General features: G+C 73.1%; 17 protein-coding genes and 2 riboswitches. Of the genes, 9 read left to right on the top strand and 8 right to left on the bottom strand.

What is annotated here, in order from left to right; translation table 11 throughout:
* Positions 1 to 59 precede the first annotated feature (59 nt).
* A riboswitch (SAM riboswitch) is annotated at positions 60 to 181 on the top strand.
* A gap of 47 nt (positions 182 to 228) precedes the next feature.
* Entirely contained in the window at positions 229 to 1,557 is a 1,329-nt protein-coding gene (locus tag ABGB21_RS34935) for an aminotransferase class V-fold PLP-dependent enzyme (protein WP_347651948.1), read from the top strand.
* Positions 1,558 to 1,618: 61 nt separating this feature from the next.
* Here ABGB21_RS34935 and ABGB21_RS34930 read toward each other — a convergent pair whose 3' ends face one another.
* Positions 1,619 to 2,860 (bottom strand): FUSC family protein, encoded by a 1,242-nt coding sequence (locus ABGB21_RS34930; RefSeq protein ID WP_347681452.1) that lies wholly within the window; start codon positions 2,858 to 2,860, stop codon positions 1,619 to 1,621.
* Between the two features lie 112 nt (positions 2,861 to 2,972).
* Here ABGB21_RS34930 and ABGB21_RS34925 point away from each other — a divergent pair, with 112 nt between their 5' ends.
* Entirely contained in the window at positions 2,973 to 4,367 is a 1,395-nt protein-coding gene (locus ABGB21_RS34925) for an FAD-linked oxidase C-terminal domain-containing protein (RefSeq protein ID WP_347681450.1), read from the top strand.
* Positions 4,368 to 4,392: 25 nt separating this feature from the next.
* Here the strand turns inward: ABGB21_RS34925 and ABGB21_RS34920 are convergent, their stop codons facing one another.
* Complete coding sequence (locus ABGB21_RS34920) at positions 4,393 to 6,228, bottom strand: glycerol-3-phosphate dehydrogenase/oxidase (protein ID WP_347651951.1); 1,836 nt, start codon at positions 6,226 to 6,228, stop codon at positions 4,393 to 4,395.
* Positions 6,229 to 6,402: 174 nt separating this feature from the next.
* Here ABGB21_RS34920 and ABGB21_RS34915 point away from each other — a divergent pair, with 174 nt between their 5' ends.
* From ABGB21_RS34915 to ABGB21_RS34895, 5 genes are all read left to right on the top strand, one after another.
* Positions 6,403 to 7,185 (top strand): hypothetical protein, encoded by a 783-nt coding sequence (locus ABGB21_RS34915; RefSeq protein WP_347651952.1) that lies wholly within the window; start codon positions 6,403 to 6,405, stop codon positions 7,183 to 7,185.
* On the top strand, positions 7,178 to 7,582 hold the full coding sequence (locus tag ABGB21_RS34910; RefSeq protein ID WP_347681448.1) for a transcriptional regulator: 405 nt from the start codon (positions 7,178 to 7,180) through the stop codon (positions 7,580 to 7,582). The genes ABGB21_RS34915 and ABGB21_RS34910 overlap by 8 nt, the downstream gene beginning before the upstream one ends.
* Positions 7,583 to 7,842: 260 nt before the next feature.
* The gene (locus tag ABGB21_RS34905; RefSeq protein ID WP_347681446.1) at positions 7,843 to 10,320 is read left to right on the top strand and encodes a S8 family serine peptidase; all 2,478 of its coding nucleotides are present in this window, start codon (positions 7,843 to 7,845) and stop codon (positions 10,318 to 10,320) included.
* Between the two features lie 65 nt (positions 10,321 to 10,385).
* The gene (locus ABGB21_RS34900; protein ID WP_347681444.1) at positions 10,386 to 11,345 is read left to right on the top strand and encodes a GNAT family N-acetyltransferase; all 960 of its coding nucleotides are present in this window, start codon (positions 10,386 to 10,388) and stop codon (positions 11,343 to 11,345) included.
* A 99-nt stretch (positions 11,346 to 11,444) separates the two neighbouring features.
* On the top strand, positions 11,445 to 11,738 hold the full coding sequence (locus ABGB21_RS34895) for a hypothetical protein (protein WP_347651956.1): 294 nt from the start codon (positions 11,445 to 11,447) through the stop codon (positions 11,736 to 11,738).
* Positions 11,739 to 11,843: 105 nt separating this feature from the next.
* Here ABGB21_RS34895 and groL read toward each other — a convergent pair whose 3' ends face one another.
* Positions 11,844 to 13,466, bottom strand: coding sequence for a chaperonin GroEL (gene groL / locus ABGB21_RS34890; protein ID WP_347651957.1), 1,623 nt, complete (start codon positions 13,464 to 13,466; stop codon positions 11,844 to 11,846).
* Between the two features lie 881 nt (positions 13,467 to 14,347).
* Entirely contained in the window at positions 14,348 to 14,551 is a 204-nt protein-coding gene (locus ABGB21_RS34885; protein ID WP_095568160.1) for a cold-shock protein, read from the bottom strand.
* A gap of 300 nt (positions 14,552 to 14,851) precedes the next feature.
* Between ABGB21_RS34885 and ABGB21_RS34880 the strand changes: the two genes are divergently transcribed.
* A complete protein-coding gene (locus ABGB21_RS34880) occupies positions 14,852 to 15,454 on the top strand; it encodes a GNAT family N-acetyltransferase (RefSeq protein WP_347651958.1) in 603 nt (200 codons plus the stop codon).
* Between the two features lie 70 nt (positions 15,455 to 15,524).
* Here the strand turns inward: ABGB21_RS34880 and paaN are convergent, their stop codons facing one another.
* The 4 genes from paaN to ABGB21_RS34860 all read right to left on the bottom strand — a co-directional run bounded on the left by paaN (position 15,525) and on the right by ABGB21_RS34860 (position 21,225).
* Positions 15,525 to 17,189, bottom strand: a complete 1,665-nt coding sequence (gene paaN, locus ABGB21_RS34875; RefSeq protein ID WP_347681442.1) for a phenylacetic acid degradation protein PaaN — start codon at positions 17,187 to 17,189, stop codon at positions 15,525 to 15,527.
* 93 nt (positions 17,190 to 17,282) lie between these two features.
* On the bottom strand, positions 17,283 to 18,299 hold the full coding sequence (locus ABGB21_RS34870; RefSeq protein WP_347651960.1) for a GNAT family N-acetyltransferase: 1,017 nt from the start codon (positions 18,297 to 18,299) through the stop codon (positions 17,283 to 17,285).
* A 434-nt stretch (positions 18,300 to 18,733) separates the two neighbouring features.
* Positions 18,734 to 20,029 carry a threonine synthase gene (gene thrC / locus ABGB21_RS34865; protein ID WP_347651961.1) on the bottom strand — a complete coding sequence of 432 codons (1,296 nt, stop codon included), beginning with the start codon at positions 20,027 to 20,029 and terminating at the stop codon, positions 18,734 to 18,736.
* A 12-nt stretch (positions 20,030 to 20,041) separates the two neighbouring features.
* Positions 20,042 to 20,176: riboswitch (SAM riboswitch) on the bottom strand.
* A gap of 77 nt (positions 20,177 to 20,253) precedes the next feature.
* Positions 20,254 to 21,225 (bottom strand): S26 family signal peptidase, encoded by a 972-nt coding sequence (locus tag ABGB21_RS34860; RefSeq protein ID WP_347681440.1) that lies wholly within the window; start codon positions 21,223 to 21,225, stop codon positions 20,254 to 20,256.
* Positions 21,226 to 21,443: 218 nt separating this feature from the next.
* Here ABGB21_RS34860 and ABGB21_RS34855 point away from each other — a divergent pair.
* On the top strand, positions 21,444 to 22,173 hold a 730-nt coding region (locus ABGB21_RS34855), incomplete at its 3' end, for a response regulator transcription factor (protein ID WP_347681438.1).

The following is a 22,173-nucleotide window of genomic DNA, read 5'->3' as shown; positions in this document are numbered from 1 at the left end:
GTAGTCACATCCGGCAGAGCCTGGTCTCACCACTTCCGCTCCGGCTATGCTCACCGGCAGGTCACGAGTGCCAGCGTTCAGCCCCGGCTTGCTGGCCGGCAACCCTCGTCGAGGTTCGCGGTGGGGTGCCCCGGGTGATGACCGGGCCTGGTCGCACCGCCGCGCCAGGCAAGCGCGGGCCCCGACCCAATCCCACTCCGGGGTCCCTGGACTGCCGGAGGTACCCCGATGAGTACGACCCTCGCGTCCCGTTCCCGCCGTACCGCACCCCGGGAGGCCGGGAACGCGCCGGCCGCCGGCGTCGCCGTGCCGGACAACGGCCGCACCGTGCCGGGTGCCAGGCCGCTCGACGTGCTCGGCGTACCCGGGCAGGTCAACCTCGACTACGCCGCCACCGCGCCGTGCGCCCGGGCCGCCGCCGACGCGGTGGCCGAACTTCTGCCCTGGTACGGCAGTGTGCACCGGGGCGCCGGAGCGCTGTCCCGGCGCAGCACCCTCGCCTACGAGCGTTCCCGGGAACAGGTCGGCGACTTCCTCGGCGTCCGCGCGGGTGACCACGTCATCTTCACCCGCAACACCACCGACGCGCTGAACCTGCTGGCCCGGGCCCTGCCGCCCGGTGCCCGGGTGGTCACCTTCGGCGGCGAGCACCACGCCAACCTGCTGCCGTGGCCCACCGGGACGGTCCGGCTGCCGGTCCCCGACTCCCCCGCCGCAGCCGTCCGGGCGCTCGACGCCGCCCTACGGGAACTGCGCCGGGGCACCGACGGGACAGGGCCGATCCTGGTCGCGGTGACCGGGGCCAGCAACGTCACCGGGGAGGTCTGGCCGGTCGCGGAACTGGCCCTGGCCGCCCACCGGTACGGCGCCCGGATCGCCCTGGACGCGGCCCAGCTCGCCCCGCACGCCCCGGTCGACCTCGGCGCGCTGGACGTGGACTACGTCGCGGTCTCCGGACACAAGCTGTACGCCCCGTTCGGGGTCGGCGTACTGGCCGGGCGGTCGGACTGGCTGGACGCGGCCCCGCCGTACCTGGCCGGTGGCGGGGCCACCCTGGCGGTCGGCACCGCCACCCACGACGTCCGGTGGACGACCGGGCCGGCCCGACACGAGGCGGGCACCCCGAACCTGCTCGGCGCGGTCGCGCTGGCCGCTGTCTGTACGGCGTTGGAGGCTGCGGACCGGGCCGCGCTGTACGCCCACGAGCAGGCCCTCCTCGCCCACCTGCGGGCCGGACTCGCCGCGCTGCCGCAGGTGTGCGAACTGCGTACCTTCGCCGCCGAGGCGCCCCGGGTCGGGATCGTGTCGTTCGTGGTCGCCGGCCGGGATTCGGCGGAGGTCGCCGCGGAACTCGCCCGGGGGTGGCAGATCGGAGTCCGGGACGGGAAGTTCTGTGCCCATCCGCTGGCCCGACGCCTGCTCACCGAGGCGGCCACCCGAACCGGACGGACCGACCTGCCGGGCACGGCGCTGCGGGCCAGCATCGGCCTGGGCAGTGGCCGCGAGCACGTCGACCGCCTGCTGACCGCCCTGGGTACGCTCACCGGCGCCAGCTGAGCCGGCCGGCAGGTCAGGCCGGCCGGATCAGAGAGCCGGCCGGCGGGTCAGGCTGGTCGGATCAGATGGCCCGGCGGCGACGCTGCCCGCCCGACCGGGTCGTCTGGCCCTCGCGGGCCGCCTTCTGGGCGGCCTGGGTGGCGTCGTCGGGGTGCCCGCCGGCCGCCAGCCGCACCAGCCGGTTCGCCTCGGTCCGTTCGATGCCGGTCGCCCGGAGCACGTCACTGCCGGCGGTCCGGACCTGCGCGACCACCACGCTGCCGGAGAACCCCACCCCCTCGTCGTACGCCCGGCCGGCCTGCCCGATCGCCTGCAGCGCCTGCTCCCGTGCGGCCTCCGGCTCGATGCCGATCCCGAGATCCTTGCGAAGCAGCTTCACCGCGTCGGCCAGCAGCGCCACCGCGGTCGCCAACTCCTCCGGCACCGGCTCGTCGTCCTCCAGCACGGTGACCGCGCGCCGGATCAGCGTGCCGCTGTTGTGCACCGCGTGTTCGATGAACTGGGAACTCTCCACGTACTGGGTGAGCGCCGGCCGGCGGTGCCAGCGCACCGGCGACAGGATCGAGGTCTCCCGGCCGCCCTCCAGCGCCTCTTCGAAGCCCTGCAGGTGCTCCTCGACCTCGTTCAGCCGGTCCAGGGCCCGCTGCGCCCGGGGCGCGTCCCGGGTTCTGAGCGCCTCTGCGGTCTCGGTCAGCTCCTCGGTGAGCCGGCCCAGTGCCGGCCGGGCCGCCCGGTCCACCACCCGGAGCGGATTCAGTGGCAGGACCAGCGCGATGACCACCAGCCCGGCGGCCCCACCGATCAGCGCGTCGATCACCCGGGGCGCCTCGACGTTCGACATGGAGGGCATGACGGTCACGATCAGCACGGCGGTCGCCGCCGCCTGGGTGACCACCGCCGGACCGCCGCCCAGGAAGATGGTGACCACGATCGAGAGCAGCACGATCAGGCCGAGTTGCCACGCGCCACGTCCGGCCAGCAGGACCAGCAGGTCACCGAGTCCGATCCCCACCGCGACGCCGATGATCAGCTCGACGGTCCGGCGGAACCGCTGCCCGACCGAGGAGGCGATGGTGCCGATCGCGGAGATCGGCGCGAAGACCGGCGACGGGTTGCCCAGCAGTTCGTGCGAGGCGGTCCAGGCCAGCGCCGCCGCCACCGAGGCCTGCACCGACAGCAGCAGGTTGAACCGTACGGCGTGCCAGCGGTCCTTCACCGTGGCCCTGGAGCGCCTCCGGAACTCCTTCGCCAGCTGGCTGATCCGCTCCCGGTCCAGGTCCAGGTCGACCGGCGCTTTTGCCACGGTGTCCCGGACGGTGCGCATGGCGGGGACTACCCGCTTCCGAACCTTCCTAACAGTGGCGGTCCGAAACCGACCATGGTCGACAGGTCGTCGGCCGACTAGCCTGCCCACCATGCCGGATCTTCTCGACGACCTGCGGGCGGCACTCGGTGAATCCGCCGTACTGACCGATCCCGACCTGCTCCGCGGCTACCAGCGCGACGAGGCCGACCTCTGCGTGGCCGGCATGCCGGCCGTGGTGGTCCGGCCGCGCAGCACCGCCGACGTGGTCGCCGTGGTCCGGACCGCCGCGGCGTACGGCGTACCGGTGGTGCCGCAGGGGGCCCGGACCGGCCTGGCCGGGGCCGCGAACGCGGTCGACGGCGCGGTGGTGGTCTCCATGACGGCGATGGACGAGATTCTCGAGATCGACCCGGTGAACCGGATCGGTGTGGTGCAGCCGGGGGTGGTCAACGCCGCCCTGGCGGCCGCGGTCGCCAAGCACGGGCTGCGCTACCCGCCCGACCCGGGCTCGTGGGAGTCGTCGACGATCGGCGGCAACGTCTCCACGAACGCCGGCGGCATGTGCTGCGTCAAGTACGGCGTCACCACCGAGTACGTCCTCGGCCTGGAGGTGGTGCTCGCCGACGGCGAGGTGCTGCGGACCGGGCGACGTACCGCCAAGGGGGTCGCCGGGTACGACCTGACCCGGCTCTTCGTCGGTTCGGAGGGCACCCTCGGCGTGATCACCGAGGTGACGGTCTCGCTGCGCCCGGCGGCCGAGGAGTCACTGACCCTGGTCGCGGTCTTCCCGTCCACCGCCGCCGCCGGCCGGGCGGTCGCCGGGATCTCCGCCCAGGGGCTCAGCCCGAGCCTGCTGGAACTGCTGGACCGGACACACCTGCGGGCGATCGAGGCGTACCGGCCGATGGGGTTGCGGACCGACGCCGGCGCGCTGCTGCTCGCCGCCGCCGACACCGGGCCCCGGGCCGCCGCCGACCTGGCCCGACTGGCCGAGGTCTGTACGGCCAGCGGTGCCGACGAGGTCTACGCGGCGACCGACGCCGAGGAGGCGTCCGCGCTGCTCCAGGCACGTCGGCTGGCCCACCCGGCGATGGAGCGGTTCGCCGCGCAGGCGTTCCCGGGCGGCAACGGCGGGCTGGTCATCGACGACATCGCGGTACCCCGGGACGCGCTGGCGGCGCTGCTGGACGGGGTGGCCCGGATCGCCGAGGAGTGCGACGTACCGATCGGGGTGGTCGGGCACGCCGGGGACGGCAACATGCACCCGAACATCGTGGTGGACCGGGCCGACCCGGCCAGCGTGGCCCGCGGCCGGCGGGCCTTCGACGCAATCATGGAGCTGGGGCTCTCGCTCGGCGGCACCTGCACCGGCGAGCACGGGGTGGGACTGCTGAAGCGGGACTGGCTGGCCCGGGAGATCGGTCCGGTCGGGGTACGGGTGCACCAGGCGATCAAGCACGCCCTCGACCCGACCGGACTGTTCAACCCCGGCAAGGTGGTCTAGTCAGCCGCCCCGGCCGGCCCGTCGCTCAACCCGACAGTTGTGCCCCGTCCGGCCCGACACCCGCGCCACGGTCGGCGGCCAGACCGCGTACGTCGGGAGCGCCGAGCCGGGCCGCGTCCGCGGTGGCGTCGTCCGGCATCCGCTGCGACTGCCGCTCGGCCGCCACCCGGGCCAGGTAGTGCTCGACCTCGCGGGCCCGTACCGAGGCGTCCCAGCCGAGCACCCGGCCCATCAGTTCGGCCGCCTGCTCGGCCGACTCGGCACCCCGGTGCGGCGTCTCGAACGAGATCCGGGTACGCCGGGTCAGCACGTCGTCCAGGTGCAGCGCGCCCTCGGCCCGGGCCGCGTACACCACCTCGGCGGCGAGGTACTCCGGTGCCCCGGCCAGCGGTGATCCGAGCAGCGGCTCGGCGTCGACCATGGCGAGGAGTTCGCCGGTCAGGTTGCCGTACCGCTCCAGCAGGTGTTCCACCACCCCGGCCGGTACGCCGTGTCGGCGGGCCAGGTCGGCCCGGTCCCGCCACAGCGCGGCGTACCCGTCGGCGCCGAGCAGCGGCAGGTCGGCGGTGCGGGACGCGCGGACGTTGCCGAGCCGGCGGGCCGCCTTGTCGACCACGTCGGCGGCCATCACCCGGTACGTCGTGTACTTGCCGCCGGCGACCAGCAGCAGCCCGAGCATCGGCTCGAAGACCGCGTGCTCGCGGGACAGTTTCGACGTCGAGTCCGCCTCGCCGGTCAGCAGCGGGCGCAGCCCGGCGTAGACGCCCTCGATGTCGTCGGTGGTCAACGGCCGGTCGAGCACGGTGTTGACCTGGTCGAGCAGGTAGTCGATGTCGCGGGCCGAGGCGGCCGGGTGGGCCCGGTCGAGCCGCCAGTCGGTGTCGGTGGTGCCGATGATCCAGTGCCCGCCCCACGGCAGGACAAAAAGCACCGAGGTCGGCGTACGCAGGATCAGCCCGGCCTCGCCGGTGATCGCCGAGCGGGGCACCACCAGGTGCACCCCCTTGGAGGCGCGGACCCGCAGCCCGCGCCGGACGCCGACGTCGCCGAGCAGCTCGGACATGTCGTCGCTCCACACCCCGGTGGCGGCGATCACGGTCCGGGCGTTCACCTCGAACTCGGCGGGTTCGCCGTTCCCCTGCGCCGGCGCTTCCATGTCCCGGACCCGTACCCCGGTCACCTCGCGGGCCTGCCGGTTCAGGCCGACGACCCGGGCGCTGGTCACCACGGCCGCGCCGAGGCTGGCCGCGGTCCGGGCCAGGGTGACCACCAGCCGGGCGTCGTCGACCTGGCCGTCGTAGTAGCGGATCGCCCCGGAGACCGCGTCGGCGCGCAGGCTCGGGAAGATCCGGCGGGTGCCCTCCCGGCTGAGGTGCCGGTGCAGCGGCATGCCGCGCCCGCCGCCGAAGATCCCGGCGAAGGCGTCGTACGCGGCGACCCCGGTGCCGTAGTAGGAGCGCCGCCAGACCCGCTTCGGCAGCGCCGTGGGTCCGTCCGCGGCCGGCAGTGGCACCAGGATCGGCACCGGACGGACCAGGTGCGGCGCGAGTCGGGTGGCGAGCAGGCCCCGCTCGGTCAGCGCCTCGTGGACCAGCCCGAGTTCCAGCTGTTCCAGGTAGCGCAGCCCGCCGTGGATGAGTTTGCTGGACCGGCTGGACGTGCCGGCGGCGTAGTCACGGGCCTCGACCAGCGCCACCTTCAGCCCCCGGGAGGCCGCGTCGAGCGCGGCGCCCGCCCCGGTCACCCCACCACCGATGACGAGTACGTCGAACCGTTCACTCCGCAGCCGTCGCAGGTCGGCCGCCCGACGGGCGGGTGACAACTCTCCGGCCGTGTTCCGGGAAACGCTGGGGTCACGCACCCGTCCACGTTAGCCGCCCACCGTCGGTGGGGAAGGCCCCCTCCTGTCGCTTCTCGTCGGGGCAGTGCCCCTCGCCGACCAACTCCGGTGACCGGTCCTCCTTGTCCTGGGGTGTCGACAGGCATATGCTTTGCATCGCAGAGTAGATAACGGATGCAAAGTAAGGGGGCGGTCATGCACCCACCGGAGCACACCCACCCGGCCCGTACGCTCGCCGAACTGGACCGACTCCGCAGTCGTACCCGGGACAGGGCACACGCCGGGGCCTGGCTGCCGGCGCTCGGTGTCGCCACGCTGCTGCTGGCCAGCAGCCTGCTCTACCGCACCCCGTTCGGAACACCCACCAGCATCACCATCAGTCACCCCTACTGGGCGGGGCTGCGCGACGAGCAACACGACCCGGTGCTGTCGTACGTCTTCTGGTTCGTCGGGATCCCGCTGCTCTTCGCGGCGACCGGCGCCTGGTACGCCTGGCGCGCCCGCCGGCTGGGCCTACGGGTCGCCTGGCCGGTCTTCGCCGCCACCGGCCTCGGCGTACTGGCACTGCTCGCCGTCCTCGCGGCGGTACCGGAACGGCGGATCGCCGCCGACCACCTCGGCGCCGCCACCCCGGACTTCTGGTGGCCCGGCCTGCTGACCCCGCTGCTCCCGGTCGCGGCGGCGGTGCTCGCCCTCGCCTGGGCCGAACGCAGCGTCGCCCTCGCGATCGCCGGGGGTTGGATCGCACTGCTGACAGCCTGGCTCTGCGGCTCCCGCACGCTCGGCTACCTGCCGCCCTGGGCCACCCGACTCCTCGGCGGCGGCGACACCTCGCTCGGCGGCGAACTCGCCCTCCGACCAGGGCACTATCTTGTCCTGATGGCGCTACCGCTGGTCAGCTTCGCCGCCGTCCGCGCGCTGCGGGCCGCCCGCCGCACCACCCGACCGGTACGGACCACCGAGGTCCCGGGTGCCTGACCGGCAGGCCCCGGCGGCGCATCCCGCCCTCGCCCTGGACGACACCGTCCACCAACGGGTACGCCTCGCCATCCTGACCGTGCTCAGCGAGGTACGCGAGTGCGGGTTCGGAACCCTGCGCGACGAACTCGGGCTGACCGACGGCAACCTGAACCGCCACCTCAGGATCCTGGAGGACGCCGGCCTGATGCAGGTGACCAAGGGGTACGAGGGCCGGCGCCCCCGTACCTGGCTACGGCTCACCCGGCAGGGTCGGGCGGCGCTGCGCGCCGAGGTCGCCGCACTGGAGCAGCTGGTCAACCGGCTCCGCAGCGCAGCCGAGGACGACAGCGCGGCCCAGGACGACAACGCCGCCGCCGAGGAGGAGGCCGGCGACCCTACGGCTTCCGCCGACTGAGTTACCCACCCGACGGGGCGTCCACGGAGGACGGTGCGGGGGAAGGCGACGCGGACCCGCCGGGGTGGCCGGACGTCGTAGCATTTCGCGGCATGCAGGACGGTGCGTCCCCGTCGCCCGGTGCTTCCCCGCCGCCCGGTGCTTCCCCGCCGCCCGGTGCTTCCCCGCCGCCCGGGCCCTCGTCCGTGCCGCCGCCGTACCCACCCCCGGCTGTCCCGCCGTACCCGTATCCGCCGCCTCCGTATCCGGCGGCCGTCGGGGTGGCCGGCAGCAGCCCCTGGCCGGTGGTCGCCGCCGTTCTCGTCGGGCTCTGGACGGTCGGCGTGACGGTGGTCGCCCAGACCGTCGGGTGGGCCGTCGACCAGACACTGCTCGTCGCCGGGTTGGACCGGCCGGTCTGGCTCTGGCCGGCGATCGGCCTGGCCAACGCCCTACTGGTGGGAGTGCCGACCGGACTGCTGGCCCTCCTGCCCCGTTCCCCGGCGGTACGCGCCACCGGCCGGGCCTGGTTGCTCGGCGCGATCACGCTCGGCGTGCTGCTGACCCTCCGGGCGATCCCGACGACCGCGCACGAGGTGTACCTCGCCGGATTCGCCGCGACGGCAGCCCTGGCCACGGTGCTGATCCGCCGGCTCGGCAGCGGAATCCACAGGTCGGCCCGCGAACCGGTCCACGGGTCCCCGGCCGGGCAGGGAGTACAGCCATCCCTGCTCGGGGCAGCCACGGCTCGGACCCGTACCGAGCTGGGTGCGGTCCTGTTCGGGACCGCCGCCGGACTGGCCCTGCTGCTGCCCTGGGCCTGGGTCGGCGCACTGGGCGGCACGCTGGAGACCGTGCTCGCCCTGCTCGCCGCCGCCACGGTCGGCTGGCTGGCCGCGACCGTCCTGCACACCGGCTTCTGGGCCGCCTTCGCGCCGGAACCCGGCGGCTCCCGCACCGGACTCGTCCTGCTCGGCGGGCTGGTGGCCGGGGTGGCGCTCGCCCTGCTCGCCGCCGGCACCGGCCAGTCCGGCACCCAACTCGCCGTACTCCTGGTGTTGCCACCAACCGGATTCGCGCTCGCCGCGCTGCACGCGGTCGGCCGGGCCCGGTCCGCCGGCGCGCCGTCATCGGCGGACGGCGCGGCTGTCCGGCCGGACACCGCCGGCGGCTGGCTTGTCGGCATCGCCGCGATCGGTCCACTGGCCTTCGTCGACCCGGAGGAGATCACCCTGCTGCTGGCGGTCACCCGCGACGTGCCGTACTGGGCCGCGATCGCCGCCCTCGGCTCGCTCGCCGTCGCGGTGCTGCTCGCCGTCGGGTACGGCGTCGGCTTCGGCCGGTCCACGGCGGCACTGCCCCGCCGGCCGGTGGCCGTGGCGGTGACCGGTGTCCTGCTGCTCGGCGCCGGCGCGGTGTACGTCGGGCTCGGCAGCCCGGGCTGGCACGGTGAACGGCTCTTCGTGGTGCTCCGCCAGCAGGCGGACCTGACCGGGGTGGCGGGTGCGGCGGGTCCGGCCGGCCGGGAGGCCCGGGGTCGGGAGGTCTACCGCCGACTGGTCGACACCGCCCGGTCCTCCCAGGCGGATCTGCGCCGGGAGTTGACCCGGTTCCGGCTGAACCACACGCCGTACTACCTGGTCAACGCGATCGAGACGGACGGGGGTCCGGCGGTGGCGGCCTGGCTGTCCCGCCGGGAGGACGTGGCCCGGGTGCTGGTCAGCCAGCGGCTGCGGCGATTGCCGGCCGGGGGCGGGCCGGCACGCGGCGACGACCCGGCCCCGACGTCACCGGGTTGGAACCTGACGACGATCGGCGCCGACCGGGTCCGGGCCGAGCTCGGCATCGACGGTACGGGCGTCGTGGTGGGCAGTTCGGACTCCGGGGTGGACGGAACCCATCCGGCCCTGGCCGCCGGTTTCCGGGGCGGTGACGACTCGTGGCACGACCCGTGGAACGGCACCCGCGCCCCGGTCGACCACGGCGGTCACGGTACGCACACCCTCGCCACCGCGGTCGGCGGTCAGCACGTCGGGGTGGCGCCGGGAGCCCGCTGGGTGGGCTGCGTCAACCTGGACCGCAACCTCGGCAATCCGGCCGACTACCTGGACTGCCTGCAGTTCATGCTGGCGCCGTACCCGCCCGGCGCCGACCCGTTCAGGGCCGGACGGCCGGAACGGGCGCCACAGGTGTTGACCAACTCGTGGGGCTGTCCGCCGATCGAGGGCTGTGCCCGGGAGACGCTGCGGCCGGCCGCCGCCGCGCTCGCCTCCGCCGGCATCTTCTTCGTCGCCGCCGCCGGTAACACCGGTCCCGGCTGCGGATCGCTCGACGATCCGCCCGCGCCGTACCCGGAGGTCTTCACCGTCGGGGCGACGGACCGGAACCGGCGGGTCACGTTCTTCTCCAGCCGGGGTCCGGCGCCGGGCGGGGCGGCGAAACCGGACCTGGTCGCGCCCGGCGACGAGGTGCTGTCCGCCCTGCCCGGCGGCGGCTACGGCGCGCAGAGCGGTACGTCGATGGCGGCCCCGCACGTGGCCGGGGTCGTCGCGCTGATGTGGTCGGCGAATCCCGCGCTGGTCGGCGACCTGGCGACCACCGGCCGGATCCTGCGCGACACCGCCGCACCGGTCGACCCGACGTTCCGCTCCCGCCAGCCGGCGGACGAGTGCGGCGGGCCGGCACGGATCTCCGGCGCCGGCATCGTGGACGCGTACGCCGCCGTCCGGGCGGCCCAGCAGCTCGACCAGGGGCGGTGAGCACTCCGACCGGCGACGCCGACGAACCTGTACGTCGGTCGACCGATGACCTATCGTCGGCGATCATGGAAGCCGAGTTCTCGATCGTCGCGCTCACCGACGCCCAGGTGCCGGCCGTGGTCCAGCTCTGCACGGACGCGCTGGACCTGCCCGAGGACGCCGCCGAGGCGGCCCAGATCGTGGCCCGGTTGCGGGACGACACCCCACCGCCCGGGTCGGCGCAGCGGCGGCGTACCGCCGGGGTGGTCGCCCTGGCCGACGGTGCCGTGGTCGGCGCGGCGCTCGGTTCGCTGGCGTACCGCGACCCGGCCGTCGGGCACGTCGACCTGTTCGTCGTTCGGCCGGACCGGCGGCGGCGGGGCATCGGCCGGGCGCTGCTGCGGTCGGTGGAGGCGGCGCTCGCCGGACTCGGCGCCGCCCAGGTACGGATCGCCGGCAACGCGCCGCACTACGCGTGGCCGGGGATCGACGTCCGGTACACCCCGGCGGTCTGCACCGCGCTGGCGCTCGGCTACACCCCGGACGGTACGGCCTGGAACATGACCGCCGACCTCTCCGACGAGTCCTCGCCGGCGCTGCGCTCCACCGCCGCCGCCGAACAGCGGCTGGCCGCCCAGGGTGTCACGGTACGGCGTGCCGGACCGGCGGACGTGCCGGAACTGACCCGGTTCGCCCGGGACACCTTCGGCGGCAGTTGGGACGCCGAACTGGCGCACTCGGTCGGGCCGGACGACGCCGGCTGCCACCTCGCCGTCCGTACTCCGCAGGGGGGTGGGGAGCCGGAACTGCTCGGTTTCGCCGCGTACGGCTCGTCCCGGCCGAGCTGGTTCGGGCCGATGGGGACCGCGCCGGCCGCCGAGGGGCTGGGGATCGGCAGTGTGCTGCTGCGGCGCTGTCTGCGCGACCAGTACGCGGCGGGCCACCGTCGGGCCCAGATCGGCTGGGTCGGGCCGGTCCCGTTCTACTCCCGGGCTGCCGGGGCGACCGTCGAGCGGGTGTTCTTCCTCTACCGCAAGCAGCTCTGATCAGCCGAGCACGGTTGATAACGGATGTGTACCTACAAACCGCCATTTACCCATTCGCACCGCCGGTCACCTCCTACCGTTTGCGGGGAGGAGGCACTCATGGCGAATGACGACGACCCGGTGGACAAGTTGCGTCCGGTGGCGCATCCGCCGACGGACCTGCCCGCCGCCGAGACCCCGGTGCCCCGGCTCGGCCAGGACGACGTCGTCGGACGGCACGACGCTGTCGACGGTGCCGGCGCGGCGGTACCCGGGGACGACCCAGGGGACCTCGGTGGGGCCCAGGCCCGTGGGGCGGTCGACGACCGGGAGTCGGTCGAGGTCCCGGTCGAGGTCGGCAGACCGTTCAGCCGGGCGGCGAAGCGGCGGAACCAGCGACGGCTGCCGAGCTGACGACAGCCGACCCGCCGGGTATGCCGCGGGGCACAGGCGAACGCCGGGTACGACGAAGGGGCGGACCGCTCGCGCGGCCCGCCCCTCACGACGTGGAGTCTGGACTCAGAAGTCCATGTCCCCGCCGCCCGGCGCACCGGCCGGGGCCGGGTTCTTCTCCGGCTTGTCCGCCACCACAGCCTCGGTGGTCAGGAACAGGGCCGCGATCGACGACGCGTTCTGCAGCGCCGACCGGGTCACCTTGGCGGGGTCGATGATGCCCGCCTCGAGCAGGTTGACGTACTCGCCGTTGGCGGCGTTGAGGCCGTGGCCGGCCTCCAGGTTGCGCACCTTCTCGACCACGACGCCGCCCTCGAGGCCGGCGTTGACGGCGATCTGCCGCAGCGGAGCGTCCAGCGCGAGCTTGACGATCTGCGCGCCGGTCGCCTCGTCACCGGCGAGGTCCAGCTTGTCGAACGCGGTCTTGCCGGCCTGCACCAGCGCCACGCCACCACCGGGGACGATGCCCTCCTCGACGGCCGCCTTCGCGTTACGCACGGCGTCCTCGATGCGGTGCTTGCGCTCCTTCAGCTCGACCTCGGTGGCCGCGCCGACCTTGATCACCGCAACACCGCCGGCCAGCTTGGCCAGGCGCTCCTGCAGCTTCTCACGGTCGTAGTCGGAGTCGCTCTTCTCGATCTCGGCCCGGATCTGGTTGACCCGGCCCTGGATCTGGTCGGCGTCGCCGGCACCGTCGACGATGGTGGTCTCGTCCTTGGTCACCACGACCTTGCGGGCGCGGCCCAGCATGTCGAGGCCGACGGCGTCGAGCTTGAGGCCGACCTCCTCGCTGATCGGCTGGCCGCCGGTCAGGATGGCGATGTCGCCCAGCATGGCCTTGCGGCGGTCACCGAAGCCCGGCGCCTTCACGGCGACGGACTTGAAGGTGCCCCGGACCTTGTTCACGACCAGGGTCGCGAGGGCCTCGCCCTCGACGTCCTCGGCGATGATGGCCAGCGGCTTACCCGACTGCATGACCTTCTCGAGGATCGGCAGCAGGTCCTTGACCGTCGAGATCTTGTTGTTGACGATCAGGATGTACGGGTCGTCGAGAACGGCCTCCATCCGGTCGGGGTCGGTCATGAAGTACCCCGAGATGTAGCCCTTGTCGAAGCGCATACCCTCGGTCAGCTCCAGCTCGAGCCCGAAGGTGTTGCTCTCCTCGACGGTGATGACGCCTTCCTTGCCGACCTTGTCCATCGCCTCGGCGATGATCTCGCCGACGCTGGTGTCACCAGCGGAGATGGAGGCGGTGGAGGCGATCTGCTCCTTGGTCTCGATGTCCTTGGCGAGCTTGCTCAGCTCCTCCGAGACGTTCGCGACCGCGGCCTCGATGCCCCGCTTGAGGGCCATCGGGTTCGCGCCGGCCGCGACGTTGCGCAGGCCCTCGCGGACCAGCGCCTGGGCGAGGACGGTCGCCGTCGTCGTGCCGTCACCGGCCACGTCGTCGGTCTTCTTGGCGACCTCCTTGACCAGCTCGGCGCCGATCTTCTCGTACGGGTCCTCGAGCTCGATCTCCTTGGCGATGCTCACACCATCGTTGGTGATGGTGGGGGCGCCCCACTTCTTCTCGAGCACGACGTTGCGGCCCTTGGGGCCCAGCGTCACCTTCACGGCGTCGGCGAGGGTGTTCATGCCCCGCTCGAGGCCGCGGCGCGCCTCTTCGTCGAACGCGATCATCTTGGCCATACGGCGTTGTCCTCCTGGACACTCACGGCCGCCGGAGTCTCGTCGGCTCCGACCTGCCGCCTGGTTACGCACCTTCGGACGTCACTACGGCACTGGCGGACGGGGCCGTCCCCGGCGCTGAAGCGCCTGGTCAACTCCGTCGCACTGTGCGACAGTGACGTCCGTTGGCCGGGCCGGACAGCCCGCGACGACCGGCCATGTGCCGCGTGCCCGTACGACGAACCCGCGACCGTGGCCCTACCGCCCCGACCTCTGGCACTCGCGACGCGCGAGTGCCAATCACTTGTTTAGCACTCTCCCATGCCGAGTGCAAGCGAGTGGACCGGACCGGAGGACCGCCGCGACGGCCCGCCGCAGGCCGGCAGGCGGGCGGAACGAGGCAGGGGGACCCACCCCCGGCGAGGACGTCGGGGCGACGGGGCGACGGGAGCCGACCGGCGACCGGGGTGGCGGGGTCGACGTGCCCGGTCGAGCCGGGACCGAAAGATCAACAACGGACACCGGCCGGTCCGTCCTGCCGCCCGTCGGGCATCCCGCGATCGGCGACCGAGGGCGCCGCGATCGGACGTCCCGGTCCCGCGGAGATCGCGGACAACCGGCTCGGGACACGACCCGCCGGGCCACCCGGAAATACCGCGAATGAACACGATGTCGCGCCGGAATCCGCCGACACGGGTCGGATCACCAGCGCAGCCGGCCCCACCGGATCACAGATCTGGTCGAGTCACCGGGCGCGGCGTCCGGCAGCCGTGCCGCTGGCGCGTCAGATCAAGCCCTGACCCGGGTTTCCCGCAGGTCAGGGCTTGCCAGGAGAGAGCGTGAGTCAACGGGCCGGGGCTCCGGGGTTGCCCGGTGAACGGAAACGACCGCGGCCCGCCGGCTCAGGCGATGACCCGGACCTGCTCCGCCTGCGGGCCCTTCTGGCCCTGGGCGATCTCGAACTCGACGCGCTGACCGTCGTCGAGTGCCTTGTAACCGTCCATCTGGATCGCGGAGAAGTGGACAAAAACGTCCTGCCCGCCGTCAACCGCGATGAAGCCGTAGCCCTTTTCGCTGTTGAACCACTTCACGGTGCCCTGCGCCACGGTGCACTTCCTTACTTCGCGCCGGGGCTGACCAAGCCCGACGTCGACGTACGCCTGCCGGGACCGCCGAATCTGTCACTCCCCTTGACGGATCGAACAAATCAAGCGGCCGAATCCGCACCGTACACCAAGGTCGGGCGGCAGCGCACTAGTCCAAAACGGTCAGCGAGCCGGGTACCGGACGCCCGACACCACCCGCCCGGCTATCGGCGACCGTCGCTGCGCAGGTCACCGCCCACCTGACCGCCCCGGCACCCCGGCGGTGACCCGTCGAAATGCTCCCGGCTACGACGTGCGACCATGACCGACGTGTCGGCTCCCGCTCCGGAAACCGCCGCCGGCCCACCGCCCGACGGCCCCGCCGAACCACCGCTGCCGACCAGCGCGCTCCCGCACCCGCCGGGGCCGCCGACGGTACGTCGGATCCGGCTCACCGACGCCGCCCGGATGCGGGCACTCCGACTGGAGATGCTCGCCGACTCGCCGCTGGCCTTCCTGGAGACCCTCGCCGACGCGGCGGCCCGGTCACACGCCGAGTACGCGGCCCGGATCGCGACCATGGCGACCGGGCACCGCAGTGCCGCCTTCGTCGCCGAGGTCGACGGCCGGCTGGTCGGGCACGCCGGCGGCCAGGCCGCACCCGGCCAACCCGGGCGTACGGTCGTCTTCGCCGTCTACCTCACCCCGGCCTGGCGGGGCACCGGTCTGCTCGCCGCCCTGGTCGACGCGGTGGCGGACTGGTCCCGGGCGGTCGGACGGCCCGAACTGTTGCTGGAGGTCGTGGTCGGCAACAACCGGGCGGTACGGGCGTACCAGCGGCTCGGTTTTGTCGACACCGGCGTACGCGTGCCGCACCCGACCGTGCCGGCCCTGCGCGAACTCCAGATGTCCCGGGCCGCCTGACCCGCACGCCACCACCGGCGCCGGCCAGGAGGGGCCCCTTCCCGAGGCGGGAAGGGGCCTTCCTCGCCGCTCAGCGGCGGGACTGGACGATCCGGAAGCGGCTGGCGACGTAGGCGCCGTCGGTGAGGGCGGCGTTCGCCGCCGGGTTGGCGCCGCTGCCGTGGAAGTCGGAGAAGGCCGCCGACTGGTTGACGAAGACGCCGCCGGTGAGGTTGCAGGACAGGTGCACCCCGGACTCGATGGCGGCGGTCTCGGCGGCGTCGAGTACCGCCTCGTCGGTGGCGTAGACGGCGGCGGTCAGCGCGCCCCGCTCACCGACGGTCTGCCGGAACAGGGCCAGGCTGTGCTCGGTCGAGTCGGTGGCGATCACGAACGAGATCGGGCCGAACCACTCCCGCCCGTACGTCGACACGGCGTCCGCGCCGAGCTTCACGATCAGCGGGGTACGGACCACCGCGCCCGGGTACGTCGGGTGGTCGACCGTCCGGGAGGCGAGCACCACCTCGCCGACCCCGGCAACCTCGTCGAGCCGGGCCAGTACGCCGTCGTTGACCACCGCGCCGGTCAGCTCGACCGCCCGGGCCGGGTCTCCGGTGAGCTTGCCGACCACCCCGGCGATCCCGGCGGCGACCTCGTCGAAGCTCTTGTGCCCCTGGTCGGTGTTGATGCCGGCGGCCGGCACCAGGATGTTCTGCGGGGTGGTGCACATCTGTCCGCTGTAGAGCACCAGCGAGAAGCCGATGTTGCGGCACATGCCGGCGAAGTCGTCGGTGGAGTCGACCACGATCGTGTTGACCCCGGCCTTCTCGGTGTAGACGACGGCCTGCCGGGCGTTCGCCTCCAGCCAGTCGCCGTACTCGGTGGAGCCGGTGTAGTCGATGATCCGCACCTCGGGGCGGAGCGCGAGGGTGGAGGCGAGCCGCTCGTTGGGCGCCTCGGCGGCGAGCAGCACCAGGTTCGGGTCGAAGCCCGCCTCGGCCAGCACCTCGCGGGCGTACCGGACGGTGATGGCGAGCGGCAGCACGGCCCGGGGATGCGGCTTGACCACCACCGGGTTGCCGGTGACCAGCGAGGCGAACAGACCCGGGTAGGTGTTCCAGGTCGGGAACGTGTTGCAGCCGATGGCGAGCGCCACCCCGCGCGGCGCCACGTGGAACGTCTTGGCCATCCGCAGCGGCTCGCCCTTGGCCGGCTTTTCCCAGGTCGCGGCCGCCGGGTGCCGGGTCATCTCCCGGTACGCGTACGCGAGCGACTCCAGCGCCCGGTCCAGGGCGTGTGCCCCGCCGGCCTGGAAGGCCATCACGAAGGCCTGGCCGCTGGTCGCGTGGACCGCGTTCGCGAGTTCGAAGATGTGCGCGTGCAGCCGGGCGAGGATCTCCAGGCAGACCCCGACCCGGGTCTGCGGGCCGGCGTTCCGCCAGCCGGGCAGCGCGGTCGCGGCGGCGGCGAGCAGGGTCTCGGCGTCGGCGTGCGGGTACTGCACGCCGAGTTCGATGCCGAACGGGCTCGTCTCGGTGGTCACCCAGTCGACGGTGCCGGGCTGGTCGAGCGGGAACTTCCCGGCCAGGTACGCGCGGAACGCGGCCTCGCCGTCGGCGGCGGCGGTCTCGCCGTACACCCGGGGGCTGGGCGACTCGGGATAGGCCGACCAGTAGCCGCGTTCGGTGATGGCGGTCAGCGCACGCTCCAGGGTGTCGGCGTGCCGGGTGAAGAGCGGGTGCGGGGTCTCCGTCATCCCGTCATCATGCCGCAGCCGCCCGCCCCGGCCCAGCCTGCGACCCGCGCCGACCTGCCCGGAGGATCGGGCAGGTCACCGGGGCGACGGCACCTACAGGGTCACCTGCCAGCTGGTCAGGCCGCCGACCGCGCGGAAGCCCAGGGCCTCGTTGATGGAGATCATGTAGCTGTTCGTCGCGGCGTTGTGGGTGTCGATGATCCGCAGTGCCGGCTGCTGCGCCATGACGTACCGGAGATTTTCGATCTTGACGAGGGTGCCCAGCCGGTGACCCCGGTGGCGCGGCTCGACCAGCGTGATCGACTGGAAGGCGTGTGTGTCGGAGCTGGCGCTCATGTTGATCGCCGTCCAGGCGACCAGCCGGCCGGTGGCGTCGTGCCGGGTGCCGCAGTTGTACCAGTGGGAGCCCCGGGCGATCAGGGCGTCCTCCGCCTGTTGGATCCGGGTGGCGTCCGGCACCGGCGGTTCCCAGGTCACGTCGCCGAGCGGGGCGTCCTCGATCAGCCGACTGTCCAGGTAGGCGACGTCGGCGAGATACTCGTCCGGGGTCCGACCGGTCCAGAAGACCGTCGTGTAGCCGTCCGCGCGGGCCCGGCTCGCGGCCAACAGCCGGTCGAGTTCCGGCTCGTCGAGCCGGGTCAGGTCGAGTCGACGACGGATGTCGGTGAGCGCGGCGTGCGCCCCCAGCCCGGCGGCGAAGGCGTCACCGGCGCTTGTCGCGGCGCCGTCCGGGTTCATTGTGAACACCTCGCCGAGCAGACGCTTGCGACCGAGGGCGCGGACGAGGCGGACGGCGTGGTCGTAGAGCGCGCGGCCGACCCCGCGCCGCCGGTACGCCGGCAGCACCGAGAGGGTCACCTGGGCGTTCTCCCGGTTCTCCAACTGCGGCAGCCGGATCTCCAGGTAGCCGACGGCCACGCCGTCGAGGTACGCCAGCATGTGCCGCTGCTCGTCGCCCGGCATCGGATGCCGCAGTCCGCCGACGAAACGCTGACGACAGTACGGCGGCGCGTCGGGCTGCTGGTCCGCCCAGACCTCGGTCTGGATCCGGTACGCCTGCTCGACGGCGGTGTCGTCGTGCGGGTCGAAGGCGCTGACCACGATGTCCATGAACCGAGGGTGCCGAAGCGGCGCCGAGATCGCGACCGATTATCGCCGTTACCCGGCGACCGGAGCGTCGTTGAACAGAAAACACCGGTTGGCGGCGATCGATCGCCGGCGTCAACCGGTGGACAAAGATTTGGTCGGGAGGGACGCCCGCACAACGCCTCCGGCGCTGGGTCGTAAGAGCTTAGAAAGTCTACGGCGAAGCGCCCTCCCGCACGGAGCATCTTGCGTCCTGCAGATGCAGCCGTCAAGTCCCTGGCGGAGTGTTTTCGTCACCTGCGGCAAAACGGCAGCTACACACCGCATCCGTCAGGGGTTGTCGGAGACGTTCCGGGGCGACCGAACGGATCTCACCTGCAAGTTGCACGTGCATCTGCTCGGTCGCCACACGGACACGTGGCGCAAGATTTTTGGGAATCAGCCGAGTTTTCTGGAAATCAGCCCAGCAGACCCGCGTCGCGCACCGCGCGCAGCGACGGCTTGACCCGGTACGTCGGCCCGACCTGACCGGCGACCGCGTCCAGGGTCTTGAGGCCCTCGCCGGTGTTGTAGACGACGGTCTCCGCGTCGGGGTCGAGTCGACCGTTCTCCACAAGCTTCTTCAACACCGCGACAGTGACCCCACCGGCGGTCTCCGCGAAGACGCCGGTGGTCCGGGCCAGCAGCCGGATCCCGGCCCGGATCTCGTCGTCGTCGACGTACTCCATCCAGCCCCCGGTACGGCGTACCGCCTCCAGGGCGTAGAGGCCGGCGGCCGGGTCGCCGATGTTGAGCGACTTCGCGATACCGGTCGGCCGGACCGGGGTGATCTCGTCGGTGCCGGCGTGCAGGGCGGTGGCGATCGGGTTGCAGCCGGCCGACTGGGCACCGAAGACCTTCCACCCCTTCGCCGGCGCCTCGACCAGTCCGATCTCGACCAGCTCGCTGAACGCCTTGTCGACCTTGGTGAGCAGCTCACCGCTGGCCATCGGGATCACCACCTGCTCGGGGATCCGCCAGCCGAGCTGCTCGGCCACCTCGTACCCGAGGGTCTTCGAACCCTCCGCGTAGTAGGGCCGGACGTTGACGTTGACGAACGCGGTGTCCTCGAACTCGTCGGTCTCGACCAGTTCGCCGCAGAGCCGGTTGACGTCGTCGTACGAGCCGTCGATCGCGACCAGGTCACCGCCGTAGACCGCGGTGGTGACCACCTTGCCCTGCTCCAGGTCGCTCGGGATGAAAACGATCGACGGTACGCCGGCCCGGGCGGCGTGCGCGGCCACCGAGTTCGCCAGGTTGCCGGTCGACGCGCAGGCGAACCGGGTGAAGCCGAGTCCCCGGGCGGCGGTCAACGCCACCGACACCACCCGGTCCTTGAACGAGTGGGTGGGGTTCGCGCTGTCGTCCTTGACCCACAGCGGGGCCCGGATGCCCAGCTCGGCGGCGAGACCGAGGGCCGGCACCAGCGGGGTCATGCCCGGGTCGAGGGTGACCCGGGTGCTCGGGTCCTGACCGGTCGGCAGCAGGGCGGCGTACCGCCAGAGGTTGTCCGGGCCGGCCTCGATCTGCGCACGGGTGACCCGGGCCAGCAGGGCCTGGTCGTAGCCGACCTCCAGCGGGCCGAAACACTCGTAACAGGCGTGCTGCGCGACGAGCGGGTACTCGGTGCCGCAGCCACGACAGACCAGGACACGGGCGGGGTTCGGGGCCACCGGGGAGGTCTGGGCGTGGGTCGCGTCGATGATCGACGTCATGTCGAGGCCGTCCTCTCATCTTTCCCTGCGCCGCACCACGCGGCGGGGACGGAATTGGCACCTGCCTCGCGGGGCCTCGTCATCGAGACAGCGAAGTGGTTGCCGGGGCGTCAACGGGCCGTATCCCTCAGCCCCTCTGGATGAGGTATGAAGTTGTCGGCTCAGTCTACGGGTCCACCCCGCCCCGTGTCCCGGGTCGGCTGGCCCTGTGAGCTAGATCCCGGTCAGCGGGCCCCCGCCGGTAGGGCGACCGGCGTGATCGCCGGAACGGCCGCCAGTGCGTACGGCACACCGACGCCGAAGGCGGCGAGGACGGCACGGACCGCCACCGGGGCCGGGATGTCGCACAGCGGCGGGCCGACCCGCAGGTGGTGCCGTACCGCGTCGGCCGGCAGGAGCGGCTCGCCCTGCTGCCACCGGTCCGCCACCGGACCGCCGGCAGCGGGGTCGACGGCAGCGGTGGCTGGCGGTTCCCGGTCGGGTCGGGGGTGCGGCGCCGACAGCGGCGCGTACCGGCAGCCGAGCACGATGTCCAGGCCTGCCGTCGCACGCGGTCCCGGATCCGTCAGCCCGGTCCGCAGTCCGGCCACCCCCCGTACCGCGGTGGCGGAGATGCCGACGGTCGTGCCCGGCAGGGCGTGGACGGCCCGGGCCAACCGCTCGGGGTCGAGGGTGCGGTCCGCCAGGTGGCGCACCCGGAGCACCCCGTCGAGCACCCCGGTCTCCGGCGCCGGGTGGTCCCGTTCCTCGATCGTCCGGGCCGCCGCACCGGCCAACCAGAGCGTGACGCTCCGCAGCGGTGGCACCGGCCGGCGGCCACCGCAGCCGCCCCGTGGGCCGAGCCTCCCGGACAGCCCGTCGGGCAGCCCGGACGGCGGCTCGTCCGGAACCCCGGACACCCGACCGACCAGGGCGTGGCGGGGCACCGGCGGGTCGTACAGCGGAAGGTTGTCGCCGGCGGTGAGCAGCCGGTCGCCGAGCTGCGCGACCAGCCGGCGTACGACGATGTTCCGCTCGTGTTCGTACGCGACCACGTCGCCGGGGCGCAGTTCGCCCCAGTGAACCGGTTCGACAAGGACCACGCCGGACCGCAGTGCCGGCAGCATGCTGGCCCCGGTGACCGGCACCCGGGCCGGGCGACCCGCGGCCACCGCCGCGCGGACGAGTTCCACGAATCCGACCGTCGTCCCGTTCACCAGGTGCCTCCCCACTCCGCCCGCCGGTCGGACCACCGGCCGGCCGGTTCCGCGTGATGTTCCCCCGGACTCCGGGGCGATGGTCACGCACCGTGGTCAACTGGTACCAGAGTGCAGAAGTGTTGTCTTGACGAGACATCCTCACCGGTCTAGGATCCGGTTCCCGCCATCCATCGATCCCGACGTCGCGATCGCCGCCGAGGGTGAGGTGCCAGCGAGTGTCGTTGATATCCGTCTCGGTCGTCGACGACGACCGGATGCTGCTGGACGGTGTCGCCGCCTGGCTCGGATCCGCCCCCGACCTGCGGCTCAAGTGCGCGGCCCCGACCGTCGACCGACTGCTCGCCGCCGAACGGGAACCCGCCGACGTGGTGGTCCTGGACCTGCTCCTGGCGGACGGTTCCGCACCGGTCGACAACGTCCACCGGCTCGTCGCGACCGGTCGGGCGGTGCTGGTCGTAAGCGTCGTACCGCACGCCGTGCACGGGGTCGACGTGATGCGGGCCGGGGCGTCCGGATATCTGACCAAGGACCACGACCTGCCGACGCTCGCCGAGGCGATCCGTACCGTCGCCCGGGGCGAGGTCGCGCACTCCCCCGAACTCGCCTTCGCCTGGTCGTCCGACACCCGCCCGGACCGGCCCCGGCTCGCCCCGCAGGAACGGGCGGTGCTCGTCGCGTACGCGTCGGGGATGACCCTGAACGCGGCGGCCCGCAAGGTCGGCATCCAGCCCGCCACCGCGCGAGGCTACCTGGACCGGGTCAAGGCGAAGTACCACGAGGTGGGCCGGCCGACGTACACCAAACTCGACCTCGCCGACCGGGTACGCGAGGACGGGCTGCGCTGGTCGGAGCGGAGTGGGCCCGGGTCAGGGGCGGACGGGTCAGGGGCGGACGGGTCGGGGGCGGACGGGTCGGGGGCGGACGGGTCGGGGGCGGACGCCACCC

The organism is Plantactinospora sp. B24E8 (assembly GCF_039871735.1).
Taxonomy (GTDB): domain Bacteria; phylum Actinomycetota; class Actinomycetes; order Mycobacteriales; family Micromonosporaceae; genus Plantactinospora.
This window is presented reverse-complemented; position numbering and strand designations above follow the sequence as displayed.